Annotated in this window: 16 protein-coding genes; 4 read left to right on the forward strand and 12 right to left on the reverse strand. The window is 72.4% G+C overall.

Annotated elements, in window-relative coordinates:
- Positions 1-28: 28 nt before the first annotated feature.
- Positions 29-235: a hypothetical protein gene (locus tag AC3CHW_RS14185; RefSeq protein ID WP_176163319.1), complete on the reverse strand. Its 207-nt coding sequence runs from the start codon at positions 233-235 to the stop codon at positions 29-31.
- Between the two features lie 334 nt (positions 236-569).
- A complete protein-coding gene (gene lysS, locus AC3CHW_RS14190) occupies positions 570-2294 on the reverse strand; it encodes a lysine--tRNA ligase (protein ID WP_488470668.1) in 1725 nt (574 codons plus the stop codon).
- 200 nt (positions 2295-2494) lie between these two features.
- Here lysS and argS point away from each other — a divergent pair, with 200 nt between their 5' ends.
- Positions 2495-4282 carry an arginine--tRNA ligase gene (argS, locus tag AC3CHW_RS14195; RefSeq protein ID WP_488470669.1) on the forward strand — a complete coding sequence of 596 codons (1788 nt, stop codon included), beginning with the start codon at positions 2495-2497 and terminating at the stop codon, positions 4280-4282.
- Positions 4283-4372: 90 nt separating this feature from the next.
- Here argS and AC3CHW_RS14200 read toward each other — a convergent pair whose 3' ends face one another.
- From AC3CHW_RS14200 to AC3CHW_RS14230, 7 genes are all read right to left on the reverse strand, one after another.
- Positions 4373-4924 carry a hypothetical protein gene (locus AC3CHW_RS14200; protein ID WP_488470670.1) on the reverse strand — a complete coding sequence of 184 codons (552 nt, stop codon included), beginning with the start codon at positions 4922-4924 and terminating at the stop codon, positions 4373-4375.
- A gap of 2 nt (positions 4925-4926) precedes the next feature.
- The gene (locus AC3CHW_RS14205) at positions 4927-6693 is read right to left on the reverse strand and encodes an alpha/beta hydrolase (protein WP_488470671.1); all 1767 of its coding nucleotides are present in this window, start codon (positions 6691-6693) and stop codon (positions 4927-4929) included.
- Entirely contained in the window at positions 6687-7154 is a 468-nt protein-coding gene (locus AC3CHW_RS14210; RefSeq protein WP_488470672.1) for a hypothetical protein, read from the reverse strand. The genes AC3CHW_RS14205 and AC3CHW_RS14210 overlap by 7 nt, the downstream gene beginning before the upstream one ends.
- 202 nt (positions 7155-7356) lie before the next feature.
- Positions 7357-7923 carry a Uma2 family endonuclease gene (locus AC3CHW_RS14215; RefSeq protein ID WP_488470673.1) on the reverse strand — a complete coding sequence of 189 codons (567 nt, stop codon included), beginning with the start codon at positions 7921-7923 and terminating at the stop codon, positions 7357-7359.
- A 162-nt stretch (positions 7924-8085) separates the two neighbouring features.
- The gene (locus tag AC3CHW_RS14220) at positions 8086-8763 is read right to left on the reverse strand and encodes a GNAT family N-acetyltransferase (protein ID WP_488470674.1); all 678 of its coding nucleotides are present in this window, start codon (positions 8761-8763) and stop codon (positions 8086-8088) included.
- A gap of 183 nt (positions 8764-8946) precedes the next feature.
- Positions 8947-10272 carry a serine hydrolase domain-containing protein gene (locus tag AC3CHW_RS14225; RefSeq protein WP_488470675.1) on the reverse strand — a complete coding sequence of 442 codons (1326 nt, stop codon included), beginning with the start codon at positions 10270-10272 and terminating at the stop codon, positions 8947-8949.
- Positions 10273-10392: 120 nt separating this feature from the next.
- Complete coding sequence (locus AC3CHW_RS14230; RefSeq protein ID WP_488470676.1) at positions 10393-10569, reverse strand: hypothetical protein; 177 nt, start codon at positions 10567-10569, stop codon at positions 10393-10395.
- A gap of 161 nt (positions 10570-10730) precedes the next feature.
- Here AC3CHW_RS14230 and AC3CHW_RS14235 point away from each other — a divergent pair, with 161 nt between their 5' ends.
- Complete coding sequence (locus AC3CHW_RS14235; RefSeq protein ID WP_488471052.1) at positions 10731-11498, forward strand: hypothetical protein; 768 nt, start codon at positions 10731-10733, stop codon at positions 11496-11498.
- Between the two features lie 82 nt (positions 11499-11580).
- Here the strand turns inward: AC3CHW_RS14235 and AC3CHW_RS14240 are convergent, their stop codons facing one another.
- A complete protein-coding gene (locus tag AC3CHW_RS14240; protein ID WP_488470677.1) occupies positions 11581-12276 on the reverse strand; it encodes a CatB-related O-acetyltransferase in 696 nt (231 codons plus the stop codon).
- Positions 12277-12337: 61 nt separating this feature from the next.
- Complete coding sequence (locus AC3CHW_RS14245) at positions 12338-14134, reverse strand: alpha/beta hydrolase (RefSeq protein WP_488470678.1); 1797 nt, start codon at positions 14132-14134, stop codon at positions 12338-12340.
- Between the two features lie 439 nt (positions 14135-14573).
- On the opposite strand from AC3CHW_RS14245, the gene AC3CHW_RS14250 reads away from it, so the two are divergent.
- Together AC3CHW_RS14250 and AC3CHW_RS14255 are read left to right on the forward strand one after the other, a co-directional pair.
- Positions 14574-15194: an AMIN-like domain-containing (lipo)protein gene (locus AC3CHW_RS14250; RefSeq protein WP_488470679.1), complete on the forward strand. Its 621-nt coding sequence runs from the start codon at positions 14574-14576 to the stop codon at positions 15192-15194.
- 204 nt (positions 15195-15398) lie between these two features.
- Positions 15399-16751: an alpha/beta hydrolase family protein gene (locus tag AC3CHW_RS14255; protein ID WP_488470680.1), complete on the forward strand. Its 1353-nt coding sequence runs from the start codon at positions 15399-15401 to the stop codon at positions 16749-16751.
- Between the two features lie 65 nt (positions 16752-16816).
- Here AC3CHW_RS14255 and AC3CHW_RS14260 read toward each other — a convergent pair whose 3' ends face one another.
- Complete coding sequence (locus AC3CHW_RS14260) at positions 16817-17269, reverse strand: class I SAM-dependent methyltransferase (protein WP_488470681.1); 453 nt, start codon at positions 17267-17269, stop codon at positions 16817-16819.
- Between the last annotated feature and the right edge of the window lie 211 nt (positions 17270-17480).

Consider the following 17480-nt stretch of genomic DNA (forward strand, 5'->3'; position numbering starts at 1 on the left):
GGGCCTTGGGCCCGGGTCTGGCCCGGGTTCAGGCCCGTTTGCGGGCGGCGCGGCCGGACTCGCCCCACGCGGCGAGCACGAGGCCGACCACGGCCAGGGCCACGTAGCCACCGGCCGGGATGTCGAACCACTGCTGGAGTACGCCCCACGGCTTCTCGCCGACGACGCGCCCGACCACACCGAGCGTGCCTTGGATGGCGACGACTATGCCGACGATGCCCAGAATCTCTCGCATGGCCCCAGCATCGCCGGCCCACCCCCGCCCCCGCGTCCTCCCGGCGGCCGAAGCCGAGGTCAGCCGAAGGGTGGAGTCCCCGCCCGCCCCGCTCCCCCACGCGGCGCCCGGCACCCCGCACCACCAGGGCCCCGCCCACACCCGCCCGGCCGCGCGGCGCCACCCCGCCCCGCCGCCCCGGGCTGACCAGCGGACCGACAGGCCGAACGCACACAGGGCGACGGCCCGTGGGAATCCCCACGGGCCGCTGCCCCGCGATCACCAGCCCAAGGCCGCCAACCGAACGCGCCCGGAACCGGCCGGAGCGCACCCGGAGCCAGCCGGTGGCCGGCCGCTACGCGCCCAGCAGGCGACGCACCCGGTCCGCGCCCACGGCGAGCAGCAGCGTCGGCAGCCGCGGGCCCGTGTCGCGGCTGACCAGCAGCCGGTACAGCAGGGCGAAGAACGTCCGCTGGGCCACCTTCAGCTCCGGCGTCGGCTTCGCGTCGGGCTCCAGGCCGGCCTGCACCTTGGGCACGCCGTAGACCAGGGTGGTCAGGCCGTCGAGCGACCAGTGCGTGTCCAGGCCGTCGAGCAGCAGCCGCAGCGACTCGCGGCCCTGCTCGTCCAGCGAGCCGAGCAGTTCCTTGTCCGGCTCCTCGCGGACGAGGGTGCGCTGGTCGGCCGGGACGTGCGTGGAGATCCAGCTCTCGGCGCGGTCGAGCCGGGGCCGCACCTCGTCCAGGCTGGCGATCGGGTTGGCCGGGTCCAGCTCGCTGAGGATGCGCAGCGTCTGGTCCTCGGCGCCCGCCGTGACGTCCACGACCGAGGCGAGCGTGCGGTACGGCAGCGGGCGCGGCGTGCGCGGCAGCTCGCCGGCCGCGGTGCGGGCCGCGCGGGAGTGGGCGGCGGCGTCGGCCGGCAGCGCCGTACCGTCCGCCACCTTCGCCTCCAGCTTGTCCCACTCGTCGTACAGCCGCTGGATCTCCTGGTCGAAGGCGATCTTGAAGGACTGGTTGGGCCGACGTCGCGCGTACAGCCAGCGCAGCAGCGGCGCCTCCATGATCTGCAACGCGTCGGCCGGGGTCGGCACGCCGCCGCGCGAGGAGGACATCTTGGCCATCCCGGAGATGCCGACGAACGCGTACATCGGCCCGATCGGCTGCTCGCCGCCGAAGATGCCCACGATCTGCCCGCCGACCTGGAACGACGAGCCGGGCGACGAGTGGTCGACGCCCGACGGCTCGAAGACGACGCCCTCGTACGCCCACCGCATCGGCCAGTCCACCTTCCAGACCAGCTTGCCGCGGTGGAACTCGCTCAGCCGCACGGTCTCGCCGAAGCCACACGCCGAGCAGGTGTACGTCAGCTCGGTGGTCTCGTCGTCGTACGCCGTGACGGTGGTCAGGTCCTTGCCGCAGTCGCCGCAGTACGGCTTGTACGGGAAGTACCCGGCCGTGGTGGCCCCGTCGTCCTCGCCCGCGGCGCCGGAGCCCTCGGCGGCTTCCAGCTCCGCCTCGTCGAGCGGCTTCTGCGACTTCTTCGGCGGGGCCTTCTTCGTGCGGTACTGCGCGAGGATCGCGTCGATGTCGCCGCGGTGCTTCATGGCGTGCAGTACCTGGTCGCGGTAGACGCCCGAGGTGTACTGCTCGGTCTGGCTGATCCCGTCGTACTCCACGCCCAGCTCGGCCAGCGCGTCGGCCATCGCGGCCTTGAAGTGCTCGGCCCAGTTCGGGTGCGGGGAGCCGGCCGGGGCCGGGACGGCGGTGAGCGGGCGGCCGATGTGCTCGGCCCACGACTCGTCCACGCCGGGCACGCCCGCGGGCACCTTGCGGAACCGGTCGTAGTCGTCCCACGAGATCAGGTGGCGCACGGCGTGGCCGCGGCGCCGCATCTCGTCCGCCACCAGGTGCGGGGTCATGACCTCCCGCAGGTTGCCGAGGTGGATCGGGCCGGAGGGGCTGAGACCCGATGCGCAGACGACGGGTTTGCCCGGGGCGCGACGCTCCGCCTCGGCAATGACCTCGTCTGCGAAACGGGAGACCCAGTCGGCCTCGATGCTCTGAGCCACGGTCGGCACTTCCTTCCTTGCGGTCCTGGCGGTGACCATTCTCCCAGACGACGGGGGTCGGGCTCGGGGTTGCCCGGGGTGCCCGGCGCCCCCGGGGTGCTTCGCCACCCACCGCCACGGCCGGAGCGCGGTTTAACAGAAAACCGAGCGGCCCCGGCGTGGAATACTTGACTGACCCTTCGCACCTCTAAAGGAATGGCACCCCTGTTATGGCCTCGGTCCCTTCCCTTGCCGCTACGGTCCACCAGCGCGTCGCGAACGCCCTCTCGGCAGCCCTGCCGGAGGCCGGTTCCGCCGACCCGCTGCTGCGACGAAGCGACCGGGCCGACTTCCAGGCCAACGGGCTGCTCCCCCTCGCGAAGAAGCTGAAGGGCAACCCGCGCGAGCTGGCCGCCCAGGTCGTGGGCGTGCTCGACGGCACCGCCGAGGGCGCCGAGCGCCCCGCGGACGACGTGGTCCAGGACGTCGAGGTCTCCGGGCCCGGCTTCCTCAACATCACCATCAGCGACCAGGCCATCGTGCGCACGCTGGCCGCCCGCGCCGCCGACGCCCGACTCGGCGTCCCGTACGCGGAGCACCCCGGCACCACCGTGATCGACTACGCGCAGCCCAACGTGGCCAAGGAGATGCACGTCGGCCACCTGCGTTCGGCCGTGATCGGCGACGCCGTGGTGCGCATCCTGGAGTTCTCGGGCGAGCAGGTGGTCCGCCGGCACCACATCGGCGACTGGGGCACCCAGTTCGGCATGCTCATCCAGTACCTGATCGAGCACCCGCACGAGCTCGACCACGGCGGCGAGGGCGAGGTCTCCGGCGAGGAGGCGATGTCCAACCTGGGTCGGCTCTACAAGGCGTCGCGGGTGCTGTTCGACTCCGACGAGGAGTTCAAGGCCAGGTCCCGGGACCGGGTCGTGGCCCTCCAGGCGGGCGACGAGGAGACGCTGGCGCTGTGGCAGCGCTTCGTGGACGAGTCGAAGATCTACTTCTACTCCGTCTTCGACAAGCTCGACATGGAGATCCGGGACCCGGACGTGGTCGGCGAGTCCGGCTACAACGACATGCTCGACGAGACCTGCCGCCTCCTTGAGGAGTCGGGCGTCGCGGTCCGCTCCGAGGGCGCGCTGTGCGTGTTCTTCGACGAGTTCAAGGGCCCGGACGGCAAGCCGACCCCGCTGATCGTGCGGAAGTCCAACGGCGGTTACGGCTACGCGGCCACCGACCTGTCGGCCATCCGCGACCGCGTCCACAACCTCAAGGCGAACACGCTGCTGTACGTCGTGGACGCCCGGCAGTCGCTGCACTTCCGGATGGTCTTCGAGACCGCGCGCCGGGCCGGCTGGCTGGGCGACGACGTGCGGGCGGTGCAGTTGGCGTTCGGCACGGTGCTCGGCAAGGACGGCAAGCCGTTCAAGACCCGGGAGGGCGAGACCGTACGGCTGGTCGACCTGCTCGACGAGGCGGTCGACCGGGCGGCGGTCGTGGTCCGCGAGAAGGCCGAGGACCTCACCGAGGAGGAGATCGCCGAGCGCGCGGCCCAGGTCGGCATCGGCGCGATCAAGTACGCGGACCTGTCCACGTCGGCCGCCCGGGACTACAAGTTCGACCTGGACCAGATGGTCTCGCTCAACGGCGACACGAGCGTGTACCTCCAGTACGCGTACGCCCGCATCCAGTCCATCCTCCGCAAGGCCGGCGACACCCGCCCCGCCGCCCACCCGGAGCTGACCCTCGCACCCGCCGAGCGCGCGCTCGGCCTGCACCTGGACCAGTTCGCGGAGACGCTGGCCGAGGTGGCGGAGGCGTACGAGCCGCACAAGCTCGCCGCCTACCTCTACCAACTCGCCTCGCACTACACAACGTTCTACTCCGAGTGCCCGGTCCTCAAGGCCGACTCCCCGGCCCAGGTCGAGAACCGCCTCTTCCTCTGCGACCTCACCGCCCGCACCCTCCACCAGGGCATGGCCCTCCTCGGCATCCGCACCCCGGAACGCCTGTAGCCCTCCGGGCCCGGCCCCTCTTCGGCCTGGCCTCCCGCCGCCCCGTCTGCCACGCGTCGCGTGGGAGGCGGGGCGGTGGCGTGTGGGGGGTCAGTAGCCCGTCTTCTCGCCCTCGGGGGCTTGGTAGCAGGCGGAGGTGAGGCTCGCCGTCAAGAGGGGTCTGCTCAACTGGGAGTTCGGGGAGGGTTCGAGGAGCGCGATGTAGACGGTGAACTTGCCCCGCTTGCTATTGGCCTTCAGGTAGCGCGCCTTGGCTTCGGTTTCCTCACGGCCATGCTCGGTGATTTCCCAGCCGGAATGGGGCATCTCCGCAACGAGGCGGTCCATCGCATCGCGTAAATCCCCCGCCGGCGGTCCCGCGAGCGACCAGAAGTTGTTGATGCGGTAGAACTTGTCCGCGTCACGGTCTCCGCACACCCCCACAACAGTCCCGGGCGGCTTGAGATCGCCTTCCAGATCAATGATGCGCAGTAGGGCGCGAGACAGGTCAGCCGACTGCCGCTTCACCTCACTCACGCCCTTGACCGTGATTTTTTCATCACTCATCTTCGAGCACCCCGTCATTCCCATGGTCAAAGTCACCGCGAACGCGGCGAGGACAACCTTGATTCGTCCCCTTCGGCCTCGCTGCAAGTGCGGCACGTCTACCACGGCTCCTTACTCACGTCACCGTGGAGCCCGACGACAACCCGCGCCTGATTTCGCAGACTCTCGGAATCCTCATCCCAGTAGCCGCTATGCCCATCGGTGTCCGTCCGCATCTGGTGCGCACCGAAACGGTCGTCGCTGGGTATGACGGAATCAAGGCCCGAATCCCAGTGGTATTCCTTGTGCCCATGCGCTACGCGTCCGGCCTCGGGAATCCAGTCCCCCTGCGCCTCCTCGTTCCAGACGTGCCCCTTGGGCACATCCAGGTCCGTCGCCCGCCCCACGCGCACGCCCGGACTGCCGGTCAGGATGACGTCGTCCGCATGGAGGTCGCCCTGGCGGGCAGCGGTGCCGATCAGCGTACTGCCGTAGCTGTGACCCGCGACGGTGAGATGCCCGGGGGAATCCGTCGCACGTGATGCGTGAATGCCGTCGACGAATCTGTTCAGGTCCGAAGCACCGTGATCCGCGTACTCCGAAAAGGCGGCTTGTTTGGCACCCTGGGGCGCATCGTAGCCAAGCCAGGTGATCGTGGACACGCTCTTCCCGTCTGCTGTGGAATCGGCGGCGACCCACAGGTTCGTCATGCGCTTGATGTCGTGCGCGAAATTCCCCAACCCAGCGTCCGTACCCGGCACGTACACCGCCGTGTGATCAGCGGTGTCCGGGTTGCCGTTGGCGATGACGGCGCGGCCCCGACCCTCCGGGGAGAAGGCCAGCAGATAGGCGCGCGGGAAGCGGTCGTCTTCTGGCCCCAGATCGTTGCGCGCAAAACGATTCTGGATGTCGCCCATTCCCTTGAGGGACGCTTCGAGTTGGGACCTCTTGTCGCCCCACTTCTTGTCCCAGGCGATCCACTCGGCCGTCCTCGTGGCGATGGGGCTGCCCACCCGGCCGGGCTGGATCTTGAGTGGCTCGGGAGGTATCGCGTTGAGCTGCGTCTGGTAGTCGGCCCGCTTCTCGGCGAGGACCGCCCGGTTGGCCTCGTCGCGGGCCGTGGCCGGGAGGCCGTCCAGAGCACCGACGCTGGCCGGGTGGAGCGCAATGTAATCCGCCTGCTCGTCCTGCGAGAGGCCCTTCCACCAAGCGGCGTGCTCCCTGGGGGACTTGTCCTTCGGAATGTCCCCCGCGGGTACGTGGTCGGCCGCGTCGCGCACCGCGGCCATGTCCCGCTGGGCGTCCACCCACTCCGCGTCGGAGACGTTCAGGTCGCTGTCGGCGTGCAGCCGGCCCAGTGCCCGTGCGTACCGGGCGTCCGCCTCGGTGGCCTCCCTGAGCGCGGCTCCGATGCGGTCGGCGTACTCCTGCGCCTTGGCCCGCTTGGGGTCCGGGTCCGACCCGATGACCACGCTGGGCCTGCTGCCCCGCACGCTCTGGTGGGGCGCGAGGGGCGCCGCCGGGTCCTTGTCGACCCAGTGCACCGAGCCGTCCGACTCCACGGTGAACTGCTCGGCCTCGGCGTCCGCCACGGCGTCGGCCAGCTTCTTCTGCGCGGAACGCAACTCGCCGGCCAGGCCGTTGAGGGCGGTGCGGATCAACCCGGTCTCCACCTGGGCGTGGTGGCAGCTCTGCGCGAGGTCGTGCAACCGCTCGACGGCGGCGTCCACGCCCTCCCCCGTCACGGCGAGCTGTAACCGCGTGGCGATCTCGTCCGTCACCCGCCCCTTTGCCGTGCCCGCCGCGCTGCTGAGGCGGTGCCATCCGTCGGCCGCGTCCTCCAGTTCAGCCGGGCGTAAGTCCTTGAGCTGATCGAACGTCACCACCGGGACTGGCCCCCTTCGCCCGGCGTGGGCCGGCCGACCCCGGGCTGGTCGTCCGGGGCGGCGTCCCGGCTCTTGAACGCGTCTTTGACCGCGTCGTCGGTGCGGTAGTACGACTGGGCGGCCTTCTCCATTTTTCCCTGTACGTCGTCGCACTCCCGCTGCATGAGTTCGACCTTGCGTTTCCACGACTGGAAGACGCTGCGCTGCGCCGTCGCGCTGAGCAGACCCGTCACGCCAGCGTCACCGCTGCCGGTGCCGTGCTGCCCCTCGGAGAGCCCGCTCATCGCCGTACGCAGGTCACCGCGCACGGCCCGGACACCCTCGGATGCCTGACTCCAGGCGCGCTGGGACTGCCGCAACTGCCCCTGGGCGTCGCCTCCGCCCGGCCCGTCGGCGCTCGCCAACCGCAACCGGGTCGACGCCTCCCCCTTGAGTTCCGCCCATTCCTGATCGAACGTCACGTGTCTCCCCCCAGGCCCCCACGTCACGGCATGCGCCGTTGACTCCTTGGAGCAAGAACGTAACAGGCTGTGCAGGCTCGGGGGTGGGCGGGCTCCCGCTCGGCGCTGGGCGGCGAGCCCGCTGGTTACGGGGAAGAGGCCCGGGGGCGGCCACCGCGACGGCACCTCACCGGCGCGCAGGCTCGTTCGGGGAAGTCGGGCATCAGGCGTACCGCACGAACCCGTCGGTAGCGATCTTCGTGCCCAGGGCCATGAGCTCGACGCTTTCGCCGAACCGCCCGCGCAGGCTGCCCTGGAACTCGCCGTCGCGGGGCGTGGTGCGCAGGGTCCAGGTGCTGTCGCGCGGATCGATCAGCAGGTAGGTGGGGATGCCGGCGTCCGCGTACCAGGTGACCATGTCGCGCGTGTCCTTGGTGCTGTTGCCCTTGGAAACGACCTCCACGACCAGCTCCACGTCCGCCGGGTCAGCCAACCAGTCGTCCGACTCACCGAATGCGGCATCGCAGACCATGAGGTCGGGGGTCGCGTAGTCGTCGGCATCGTCCGGGAGGGAGACGGAAGCGACCTGGAAGGCGTCCAGATGGGCGGGCAGACCGCCCAGCAGTTGCTTGGCGACCGCGTTGATGATGCCCGCGCACTTGCCGCACGGGGGCGGGGTCATCACGAGGGACCTTCTGATGATCTCGGCGCGCAGAGCGCTGACCTGCTCCGCGGCCTCAGCGGCGCGGCGCAGCGGCGTCATGCCCCGCTCGGAGGGTGAAAGGACCATGGTCGACGCTCCCTTCTCCTGCCTCGCGGAAACAGTAGCGGCGGCGCCGTGCGTGAACCGGAGATTGAGCACCTCACGGGGCCGACCTCACCGTTCCCGGGCCGCCGCCTCGCGCGGAGCCCCGCTCCCGGGGAACCCTCAGCCCGCCCCACCCGCCGCCATCTACACGCCAGCGTGCGAGGCGCGCTCCGCCGACGCGTCGCCGGATGAACCCGCGCCCGCCCTGCCGGCCGTCCCCTGTCCGCCCGCCGCCAGGCGGCGCTTCAGCCGGTCCCGGGCCGGTGGCCACTCGTCGGCGAGCATCGAGTAGTAGACGCTGTCCCGCCAGGTGCCGTCCGGCATGGCCATGTGGCGGCGGAGCACGCCCTCGCGGTGGGCGCCGAGGCGGGCTATGGCCTCCTGGGAGCGCGCGTTGAGGTGGTGGGTCTTCCACTGCACGCGGCCGACGCCCAGATCCTCGAAGGCGTGGGTGAGCAGGAGCAGTTTGGCCTCGGTGTTCACCGCCGTGCGCCACACCTGTCGGCCATACCAGGTGCCGCCTATCTCCAGCCGCTCGTCGCGCACGCTGATGTCCAGGTAGGACGTCTGGCCGACGGCGCGGCCCGTCTCGCGCAGCACGGCCGCCCACAGGATGGCCTCCTTGGCCTCGTCGGCGAGCTGCCCCGCGACGATCGCGCGCAGCTCGGCCTCCGTGCGCGGCATGGGGTGGTTGAGCCAGCGCCAGACCTCCTCGTCGCCACCGCCGGCGCGGAAGAGGTCCGGCACGTGGGCGAGGGTCAGCGGCTCCAGCCGCACGGTGTGACCCTCAAGAATCCTGGGGACGGGCTTCACGGAGAGCATGCGAAAAGGCTAGCCCGCTTACGTACTAGCGGCAAGGGATTTCTGCTCTAGAACAAAACCCCAGGGTCGGACCGCGCCCTCGGAACTGGCCCAGCACCCCGGCGCCCAGCACACCGGAATCCCAGTGCCCTGGCGCGCGGGGCGGCCTCTCCGGCAAGCGGCCAGCCCCGACACGCGGACGGCTCAGCGCTGCGTGCCGCACAGGGTCTGGTCGAGCAGGCTCTGGAGGGAGCGCTCGGCCTTCATCAGCCACGCCTCGTTGGACGCCTTGCCGCTGGCCGCGATCACCACGCCGCGCTTGCCGTCGGCGGTGAAGCCGGCGCGTACGGTGCCGCCCTCGACGTCGCCGCCGTGGCCCCAGCGGTAACCGCCGCAGGCCAGCGGCTGGCGCATCAGGCCGAGGCCGTACCGCAGCCCCGGCATGATCTGGTCGAAGTCCGTCGACACGGGGACGACCTCGCGCATCTCCCCGAGCTGCTCGGCCGGCAGCAGGTCGCCGGTCAGCAGCGCGGTGTAGAAGCGGTCCAGGTCGCGCTCGGTGGTCACCAGCGCGCCCGCCGCGTCGCCCCAGGACATGTTGCGCACCGTGGTGTCCGTGAGCCGCCGCGAACCGGGGAACTGCTGGTAGATGTGGGCGTGCGGGCCCCGCAGGTACGGGTCGTCGCCCGGCGCGTAGGTGCCCTTCAGGCCGAGCGGCTTCACGATGCGCTGCCTGACCTCCTCGCCCCACGGCCGCCCCGTGGCCTTCTCGATGATCATCCCGAGGATCACGTAGCCGGGGTTGGAGTAGTTCCACCTGGGCGTGGGGTCGTCGGGGTCGGCCGGGTCGAAGTCCGGCTTGTGGCGCAGGGCGCCGGCGATGAGCTGCTCCGGCTCCAGGCGCTCCAGCCGCGTCCGCTCGAAGTCGGCGGCGGTGTTCCCGGTGTCCTCGGTGCGGTCGTAGTTGTACAGGCCGCTGGTGTGCTGGAGGAGGTGTCGGATCGTGATGCGCCGGCCGTCGTTGCCGTTTCCGGTGATCAGGCCGGGCAGCCAGTCGTGCACGGTGTCGTCGAGCGACAGCTCGCCCTCGGCGACGAGTTGCAGGACGACGACGGCGACGAACGACTTGGTGGTGCTCCCGCCCCGGAAGGAGGCCCCGGCCGGCACGGGGCGGCCCGTGTTCAGCTTCGCCTCGCCGGCCCGGGCGGTGGTGTGCCGGGTGCCGTCGCGTACGTCCACCGACACGTTGACGTACCCGGCCTCGCGCAACGTGCGCTCCACGGCCCGGCGCAGTTGCCGCTGGGTGAGCGGCTTACGCGTCGCCTCGCGGGCGCCGGCGGTGTCGGACGAGGCGGTTCCCGCGCCCGCTCCGGGCTCCGTGAGCCCTGTGGCGGCGGCCCGTTGGGAGGAGGGCGTGCGGGTGCCGTCGTCGGCGACCGCGGGCGCGGAGGCCGCGAGTCCGGTCATCGTCGCGGCCAGCGCGACGGCGGCGGTCAGGCGTACGCGGGGTGCTCGGGTGCGTGTGTTCATGGCCTCCAGCGTCCCGGCCGGACCGGCGCGCGACCATGCGGCAGGCTCCCCCAACCGTGCGGGGGCTAACCCGAGTTCGTCCCGGTGGGCCAGCCGACACGACCGGCTGGGGCCCCACTCCTACCGCCCGCGGGCTCCGGTGAGTTTGTCGGGGTTCGTCACGGAATAGATGGCGGTGATCCGGTCGTCGTCGGGTGCCAGGTCCACGATGAGCGCGGCGAGCGGGCCGGCGTCGGTGACGACGAGCGCGCACGGGTCGCCGGCCTCACCGACGTGTGGCGACGCGGCGTACGCCACCGCCACCCCGCGCGCTGAGCCACCCGCGAACCACCTCCGGGGCGCCAGGCGTCATCATCGGGGGTGACCCGTCCGCGCGCGTGCCGCGACGAGCGGGCGCGGGCGGGGAAAAGGGTGAGGCGCGGGGCCGGCGGGCGCGGGGGGAGACGGCGTTGGATTCGGTGTCCGTGGTGTCGGCGGTCGTCGCCGTGGTCGGGGCGGGCCTGACCGGCCTGCTCGGCTACTGGCAGCAGCGCCGGCTGAACGCGCGAACGGAGCGCAACTACATGGAGCGGTACGGCTCGTCCCTCGCGCTCGCCGCCTACGATCTCCAGAGCCGGATCTACAACATCCTGCGCGGCCACGTCGTCGACCACACCCCCGCCCTCGGCTACTCCGGCTACCTGACGACCTTCCTGACCCACGGCACGCCGGCGGAGGCCGAGTACGCGCGGCGCAGCACCGTGTTCGTGCTCGCGGAGTACCTGGGGTGGGCGGAGACCCTGCGCCGCGACATCCAGTTCCTCAACCTGGGCGGCAGCCGCACCAACCGGCGGATCATGCGGCAGTTGGGGGAGATCAGCACGCTCGTCGGCAGGATCTCCGAGACCAGCAACGAGCTGCGGGTCTTCCGCGCCCACCAGCGCGCGATCGGCGAGTTGATGGTGCACCCGGACAGCGTTCCCGGGCAGCGCTGGTGCCTGGGGTACGCGGAGTTCTGTCGCCGTCTGGACCAGGACGAGGTGTTCCGCGCGTGGTTCACGCACCTGCTGGCCGACGTGGACCGGCTCGCCGTCGACCCCACCCCGGCCCTGGCCCGGCTTGAGGCGCTACAGAACGCCCTGGTCGAGCTGGTGGACCTGCTGGACCCGGCCGCCGTGCAACTCCCCCACAACCGCCAGCGCTTCCGCCTCGCGTCGTACACGGCCGGCCCGCTCCCCGGCCCGTGACCGGTGCGGCGGACTGCCCCGTGACCGGGCGACGGGCCGGCCCGTGACCGGTGCGGCGGCCCAAGCCCAACCCGCCCGTGCCTCAGGCCGTGGAGAGCCCGGCCGCGATGGCCTCGATGTCGGCCGGGCTGCCGGTCATGATCGTGTGCACGTGCTCCGTGACCGTCTCCAGCGGCCAGTTCCACCAGGCCGCCCGCAGCAGCCGCTCGACGTCCTCGTCCGCGTACCGCTGCTTGACGGTACGGGCCGGGTTGCCGCCGACGATCGTGTACGGCGGCACGTCGGAGACGACCACGGAGCCGGTGGCGACGATCGCGCCGTCGCCGATGGTCACGCCCGGCATCACCGTCACGCCCCGCCCGAACCACACGTCGTTGCCGACCACGGTGTCACCCCGGCTCTCGATCTCCGCGAACACGTGGGCCGTGCGCTCCGCCCACGTCCCGCCGAAGATGGTGAACGGGAACGTGGACACGCCGTGCGTGGCGTGGTTGGCGCCCGCCATGACGAACCTGGTGTCGGTGGCGATCGCGCAGTACCTGCCGATGACCAGCCGCTCGGGCCCGTACGCGTACAGCACGTTGCGTTCCTGGAAGGACTCCGCGTGCTCCGGGTCGTCGTAGTACGTGAACTCCCCGATCTCGATGCGCGGGTCGGTGACCAGTGGCTTCAGCAGCACCACCCGCTCGTGTTCGGGCAGCGGGTGCAGCACGGTGGGATCGGGGATCTGGATCCGTGCCGGCTGCCGCTCGGCCTGTCGCGGGTTCTGCTCGGGCATGGGCACGTCCTTCGGGCGGGGGGTGGCGGGCTGTCGGCGCGTGGCCGCGCCTCATCCTGCCTCAGCCCGCCCTCCGGTTCGACGGAATATCCGCCGCGTCGGCGCAGGTCACGTCGTGCGCCGGTCGCCGTCCCGCGACCAGGAAGTCGGTCACCAGACGGTCGCCGCAGGCGTTGCCGTCGACCGCCATGTACGCGCCGTGCCCCGTCGCGTTCACCGACACCATGCGCGCCCGGTCGCCGAAGGCGCTCCGCAGCCGCAGCGCGCCGGAGTGCGGCGTCGACACGTCGCGCAGGTTCTGTACGAGCAGCACGTTGGCCGGGCCACGGTCGGTGATCCGCGTCGCGGGCTCGCGCGGCGCGTACGGCCAGAACGCGCACGGCATGACGCTGGCCGGCATGCCGGCCGTGAGCGGGTGGCGGGCCCGGTCGCGGGCCACGTTCCGCTCGTAGGTGGGCAGCGAGCGCGGCCAGGAGACGTCGTTGCAGATGGTGGCGACGGCCACCGCGATGTTGTTGCGCAGGAACGCGTCCGACGGCTGCGTCCCCGGCGCGGGCAACGCGCCGCCGGTGCGCACCGCGTTGATCACCTGGGCGAGGAAGGCGAACCGCGCCGGGCTGCCCAGGCTGTCCAGCATCACCTGGCGCAGGTGGTTGCCGGTGAGCCGGTCGGGGTTGGCGCCCGGCCACGGCAGCGGGTCGCGGTCCAACTCGGCGGCGAGCCGCAGGAACAGCGGGCGCACCTGTTCGGGCCGGTCCGCCACGACGGGCCCGTTGGCGGGGTCGGTGGCCCAGGCCGCGAAGGCGGGGAAGGTGTCCTCGACGCCGACCGCGTAGTTCGCCTGCCACTGCCGCGCCACCCGCCGCGGGTTCGGGTCGTCGTTGCTGTCGAGCACCCAGCGGTCGGTGCGGTCGGGGAACATCCGCGCGTACACGGACCCGGCGTACGTGCCGTACGAGTGGCCCCACGCGGAGAGCTTGTCCTCGCCCAGCGCCCGCCGGATGCGGTCGATGTCCCGGGCCTCGTTGCGAGTGCTGATGTGGCGGGCCAGTTCGCCGCCGTCGCGGGCGCAGGTCTCGGCGATGGTACGGGCCCGGGTCACCGGCCCGGTGAGCCCGCCGTCCGCGTCGGGCCAGGCGCGCAGGTTGACCGTGGCGAGCTGTTCGTGCGGGAGGCCGCAGGTCACCGGGGTGCTGCTGCCCACGCCCCGCGGGTCGAACCCGATCAGGTCGTATGCGCCGCGCACGCTGCTCGGCAGCCGCTGCCCCTTGCTGGACGGTCCGTTCAGGCCCGAGTTGCCGGGGCCGCCCGGGATCAGGAGCAGTGCGCCGCGCCGGTCCCTCGGCTGCTCGCTGCGGATGCGGGAGACGGCGATGTCGATCTGCCGGCCGTTCGGGCGGGCGTAGTCGAGCGGCACCCTGACGGTGGCGCACTCCTGTCGCGGGTCCGCGCCCTCGATCGCGCACCGCTGCCAGTCCAACGCCTCGCCACCCCGCGCACCGGGCGCACCGGACGCGCCGGGTGCGCCGGGGGCCTCCGTGGGGCGCGCCGCCTCGGCCGGGTTCGCCGCGCCGAGCAGGGACGCGGCGAGCACGAGCCCCAACGCCGGCACGACGCACCGGGCGCCCCGCCCCCGGGGCACGGCCCGGCGCGCGGGACGGTGGGGCGACGCGGGGGCGGCGGCCCGAGCCGTGGCAGCGGTTCCGCTCGCCGGCTCGGGGCCGGTCCCGGCCTTGGTTACGGGCTCGGGGCCGGGCCCGGCTTGGGTCTCGGGCCTGCCCGGACCGCGCTCCGTACGTGCGCCGGGCTCGCCGTCGCCGCGCGGGTTCCGGCCGTTCTCGTTCTGTTGGTACGCCATGCCGCCGACACTCTCCCGGAACCGGGCCCCGGACCAGTGGTGCCAGAACGAAAGAACATGGGGCGGTTATCCCCCTTGTGCATCGGCACAGTTGCCCACTGGAGGGGCGTTCTCACGAGGTGACGATCGCGGCTCGTTCGGTGGGGGGTGGCCGCAACCTCCGTACATAGAGGGGGCGTTGCGACCTCCGACGGTGACGCACGGGGTGGCGCGTCGGGGCGGCGTGGCGCTCGCCGGGCGCGCCCGGGGTGGCGTGCGCGCGCCAGCGCGCGCTGAACCGCCGACGTGCCAATTCCACTTTCTCTACGTCCCGTTGGGGCCCGAACGCGCCACGCGGTCACGACCCGGCGGGCAACCTTTTGGGTGGGCGGCTCGTCACTTACCCGAAAGCACAACCGCACAACGCGCGCGTGATCAACATCTACATGGGGGTAAGCAAATGCGACGGTGGGGCACTGCACTGGCCGCGATCGTGCTGGCGAGCGCCGGTCTGGCGGCGACCGTCACTACGGCCAACGCTGCCACGCCACCGGCGACGACGGCCAACACCAACCGCGACCCGATCTGGGGCAGCGGCACGGACGCGCCGTGCGACCCGATCTGGGGCAGCGGCGACAAGACCGCCGAGCCGACCAACTACCGCCCGCTGGAGAACATCAGGGCCGGTCAGCACGCCTGCTTCGACCGCCTGGTCTTCGACGTCCGCGGCACCGGCGACCAGCCGATCGGCTACCGCGTCGGCTACGTCAACGAGCTGCGCCAGGACGGCTCCGGCGACCTGATCAAGGTCGGCGGCGGCGCCATACTGGAGGTGCGCGCCGCGGCACCGAGCTACGACCCGGAGACCGGCGGCGCCACCTACCAGGGCCGGGCCGGCCAGCCGCTGCCCGGCGTGAACCTGACCGGCTTCAAGACCTTCAAGGACGCCCGCTTCGGCAGCAGCTTCGAGGGCGACACCCAGATCGGCCTCGGCGTCCGCGCCAGGCTCCCGTTCCGGGTGACGCAGACCGCCAACCACCTGATCGTGGACGTCGCCCACTCCTGGACCGCCACGCGCTGACGCCGGCCCACCACGGGCTGACGCCGGGGAACCAGGTCACCCCGGTCACGGCACCGCGACCGGCGGGCAGGCACCACGGCTGGCCTCATCACGGTTGGCCTCGTCACGGTTGGCCTCGTCACGGCTGGTCCCGCTGGCCCCGGCCCCCCATCGGGCCGGGGCCAGTCCACGCCCGGCCGTCGCACCAGGAAAAGGTCACACCCCATGAACCACCCCCTGAGGCACACCCGCAGCACGCCCCTCATGCCCCTCGCGCCCGACGCGCCCCGCGCGTCCCGCTCCCGCCCGCTCCCCCGGCGCGCCGTTCTCGGTGGCGTCGCCGCGGCGGGTCTCGCCGCCGCCCTGCCGCTCCCGCTGGCGGCCCCGGCGTCGGCCGCACCCCGGAGCGGCGCGTTCCGCTTCGACCTGCCGGCCCCGACCGGGCCGCACCCGGTCGGCACCACCCACCTGCACCTCGTCGACCACACCCGCACCGAGCGCTGGGCCGAGGAGCCGAACCGCCCCCGGGAGCTGATGGTCAGCGTCTGGTACCCGGCGCGCGCCGGCGCGGACGCCCCGCGGGCCCCGTACGTCACGCCCGGCCTGGCCGCCGTCTTCGACGCGTACGGCGAAACCCAACTCGGCCTGCCGGCATCCGCCCTGAACTGGGCGGACATCGGCACCCACGCCACCGCCGGGCCGCCCGTCGCGCCGAGCGCACGCCCGCGCCCGGTGGTCCTGTACACGCCCGGCTTCCAGTCGTCCCGCGACACCGACACCGTCGTCATCGCGGAGTTGGCCAGCCACGGCTTCGTCGTGGTCAGCGTGGACCACACGTACGAGGCGATGGCCGTCGAGTTCCCCGACGGCCGCCTGCACACCATCTCCCCGCTCCTGACGGAGCTGCCGGACGCCGAGGTGGTGCGCGCCGCCCTCAGCACCCGGACGGCCGACCTGCGGTTCGTCGTGGACCAGGTGACGGAGTTGGCCCGCGGGCGCAACCCGGACGCCGCCGGCCGGCCGCTGCCGCGCGGCCTGGCCCGCGCCGTGGACCCGCATCGGATCGGCGGCTACGGGCACTCCATCGGCCCCTCCGGCCTCTTCGACGCGATGCTGGCCGACCGTCGCATCCGCGCGGGCGCCCTCCAGGACGGCCCGCTCGTCCAGGGCGGGGGCCGGCCCACCGCCGCCGCGCAGACCGGCCTGCGGCAGCCGTTCCTGCTCATGTGCGGCATGTTCGGCGAGAGCGCCGGCGAGCCCTTCCACCACCGCAGCCCGCTCGCCGTCGGGCTCGCCGCGCTCTGGGAGAACTCGCCCGGATGGAAGCGCGACCTGTGGTCGAAGGGGGCCGGCCACCTGTCGTACACCGACTTCATGCACGTACTGCCCGTCCTCGACCGGGAGTTCGGCGTGCGCGACGAGGCGATGGGGCAGATCGGCTCGCTCGACCCGGCCGGCTTCGTCGCCACCCGCCGCGCCTACCTGACGGCGTTCTTCACCCAGCACCTGCTGCGCCGCCCGCAGCCGCTGCTCGACGCGCCGTCGCCGCGCTACCCGTACGTGCGGTTCATCGACTAGCGGCGCACCCGCGCGGGACGGGGCGGGACGGGCGAGCGCCCCGTCCCGTCCCCGCTTCCTGTTCGCTAACTCGCCCCGCCCGCCGCCTCACCCTGGTCGTCCGCCGCCTTGCGCGCCAGCAGGTACGCCTGCGGGGTGCGTTCGGTCGGCTCGGCCTCGCGCACCAGCGTGGCCTGCACGTCGAGCCCGGCGTCGGCCAGCAGCGCGGTCATGCGGTCCGGCTGCCAGCGATGGAAGTCCAGCGCGATCTCCCGGTCGAACGCCTCCGACAGGTGCAACGGCTCGTCGCCCACCTGGAAGGCGAGCAGCGCGTGGCCGCCCGGCGCCAGCACCCGGTGGAACTCGGCCAGCACCGTGGGCACCAGCTCGGGCGGCGTGTGGATGACCGAGTACCAGGCCACCAGCCCGGCCAGCGCGCCGTCCGCTAGGTCGAGTTCGGCCATCTGCCCCTCGACGAACCGCAACCCCGGATAGGTGCGCCGGGCCAACGCGACCATCTCGGGGGGACAGGTCGACACCGAACACGTCGACCCCGAGCCCGTGCAGATGCGCCGCCACCCGCCCCGGCCCGGTCCCCACCTCCGCCACGAGACCGCCCCCGCCGGCCCGCACCACGTGCGCGAACGCCGCCAACATCGCCGCGTCGAAGGGCTTGTTCGCCAGGGCGTCGCGGGCGAACTCCTCATAGGGAACGGCTATCGCGTCGTAACCGGCCCGGGTGGTCTGGAG

The sequence above is a fragment of the Streptomyces sp. MGP-BFMKR1 genome (genome assembly GCF_057766585.1).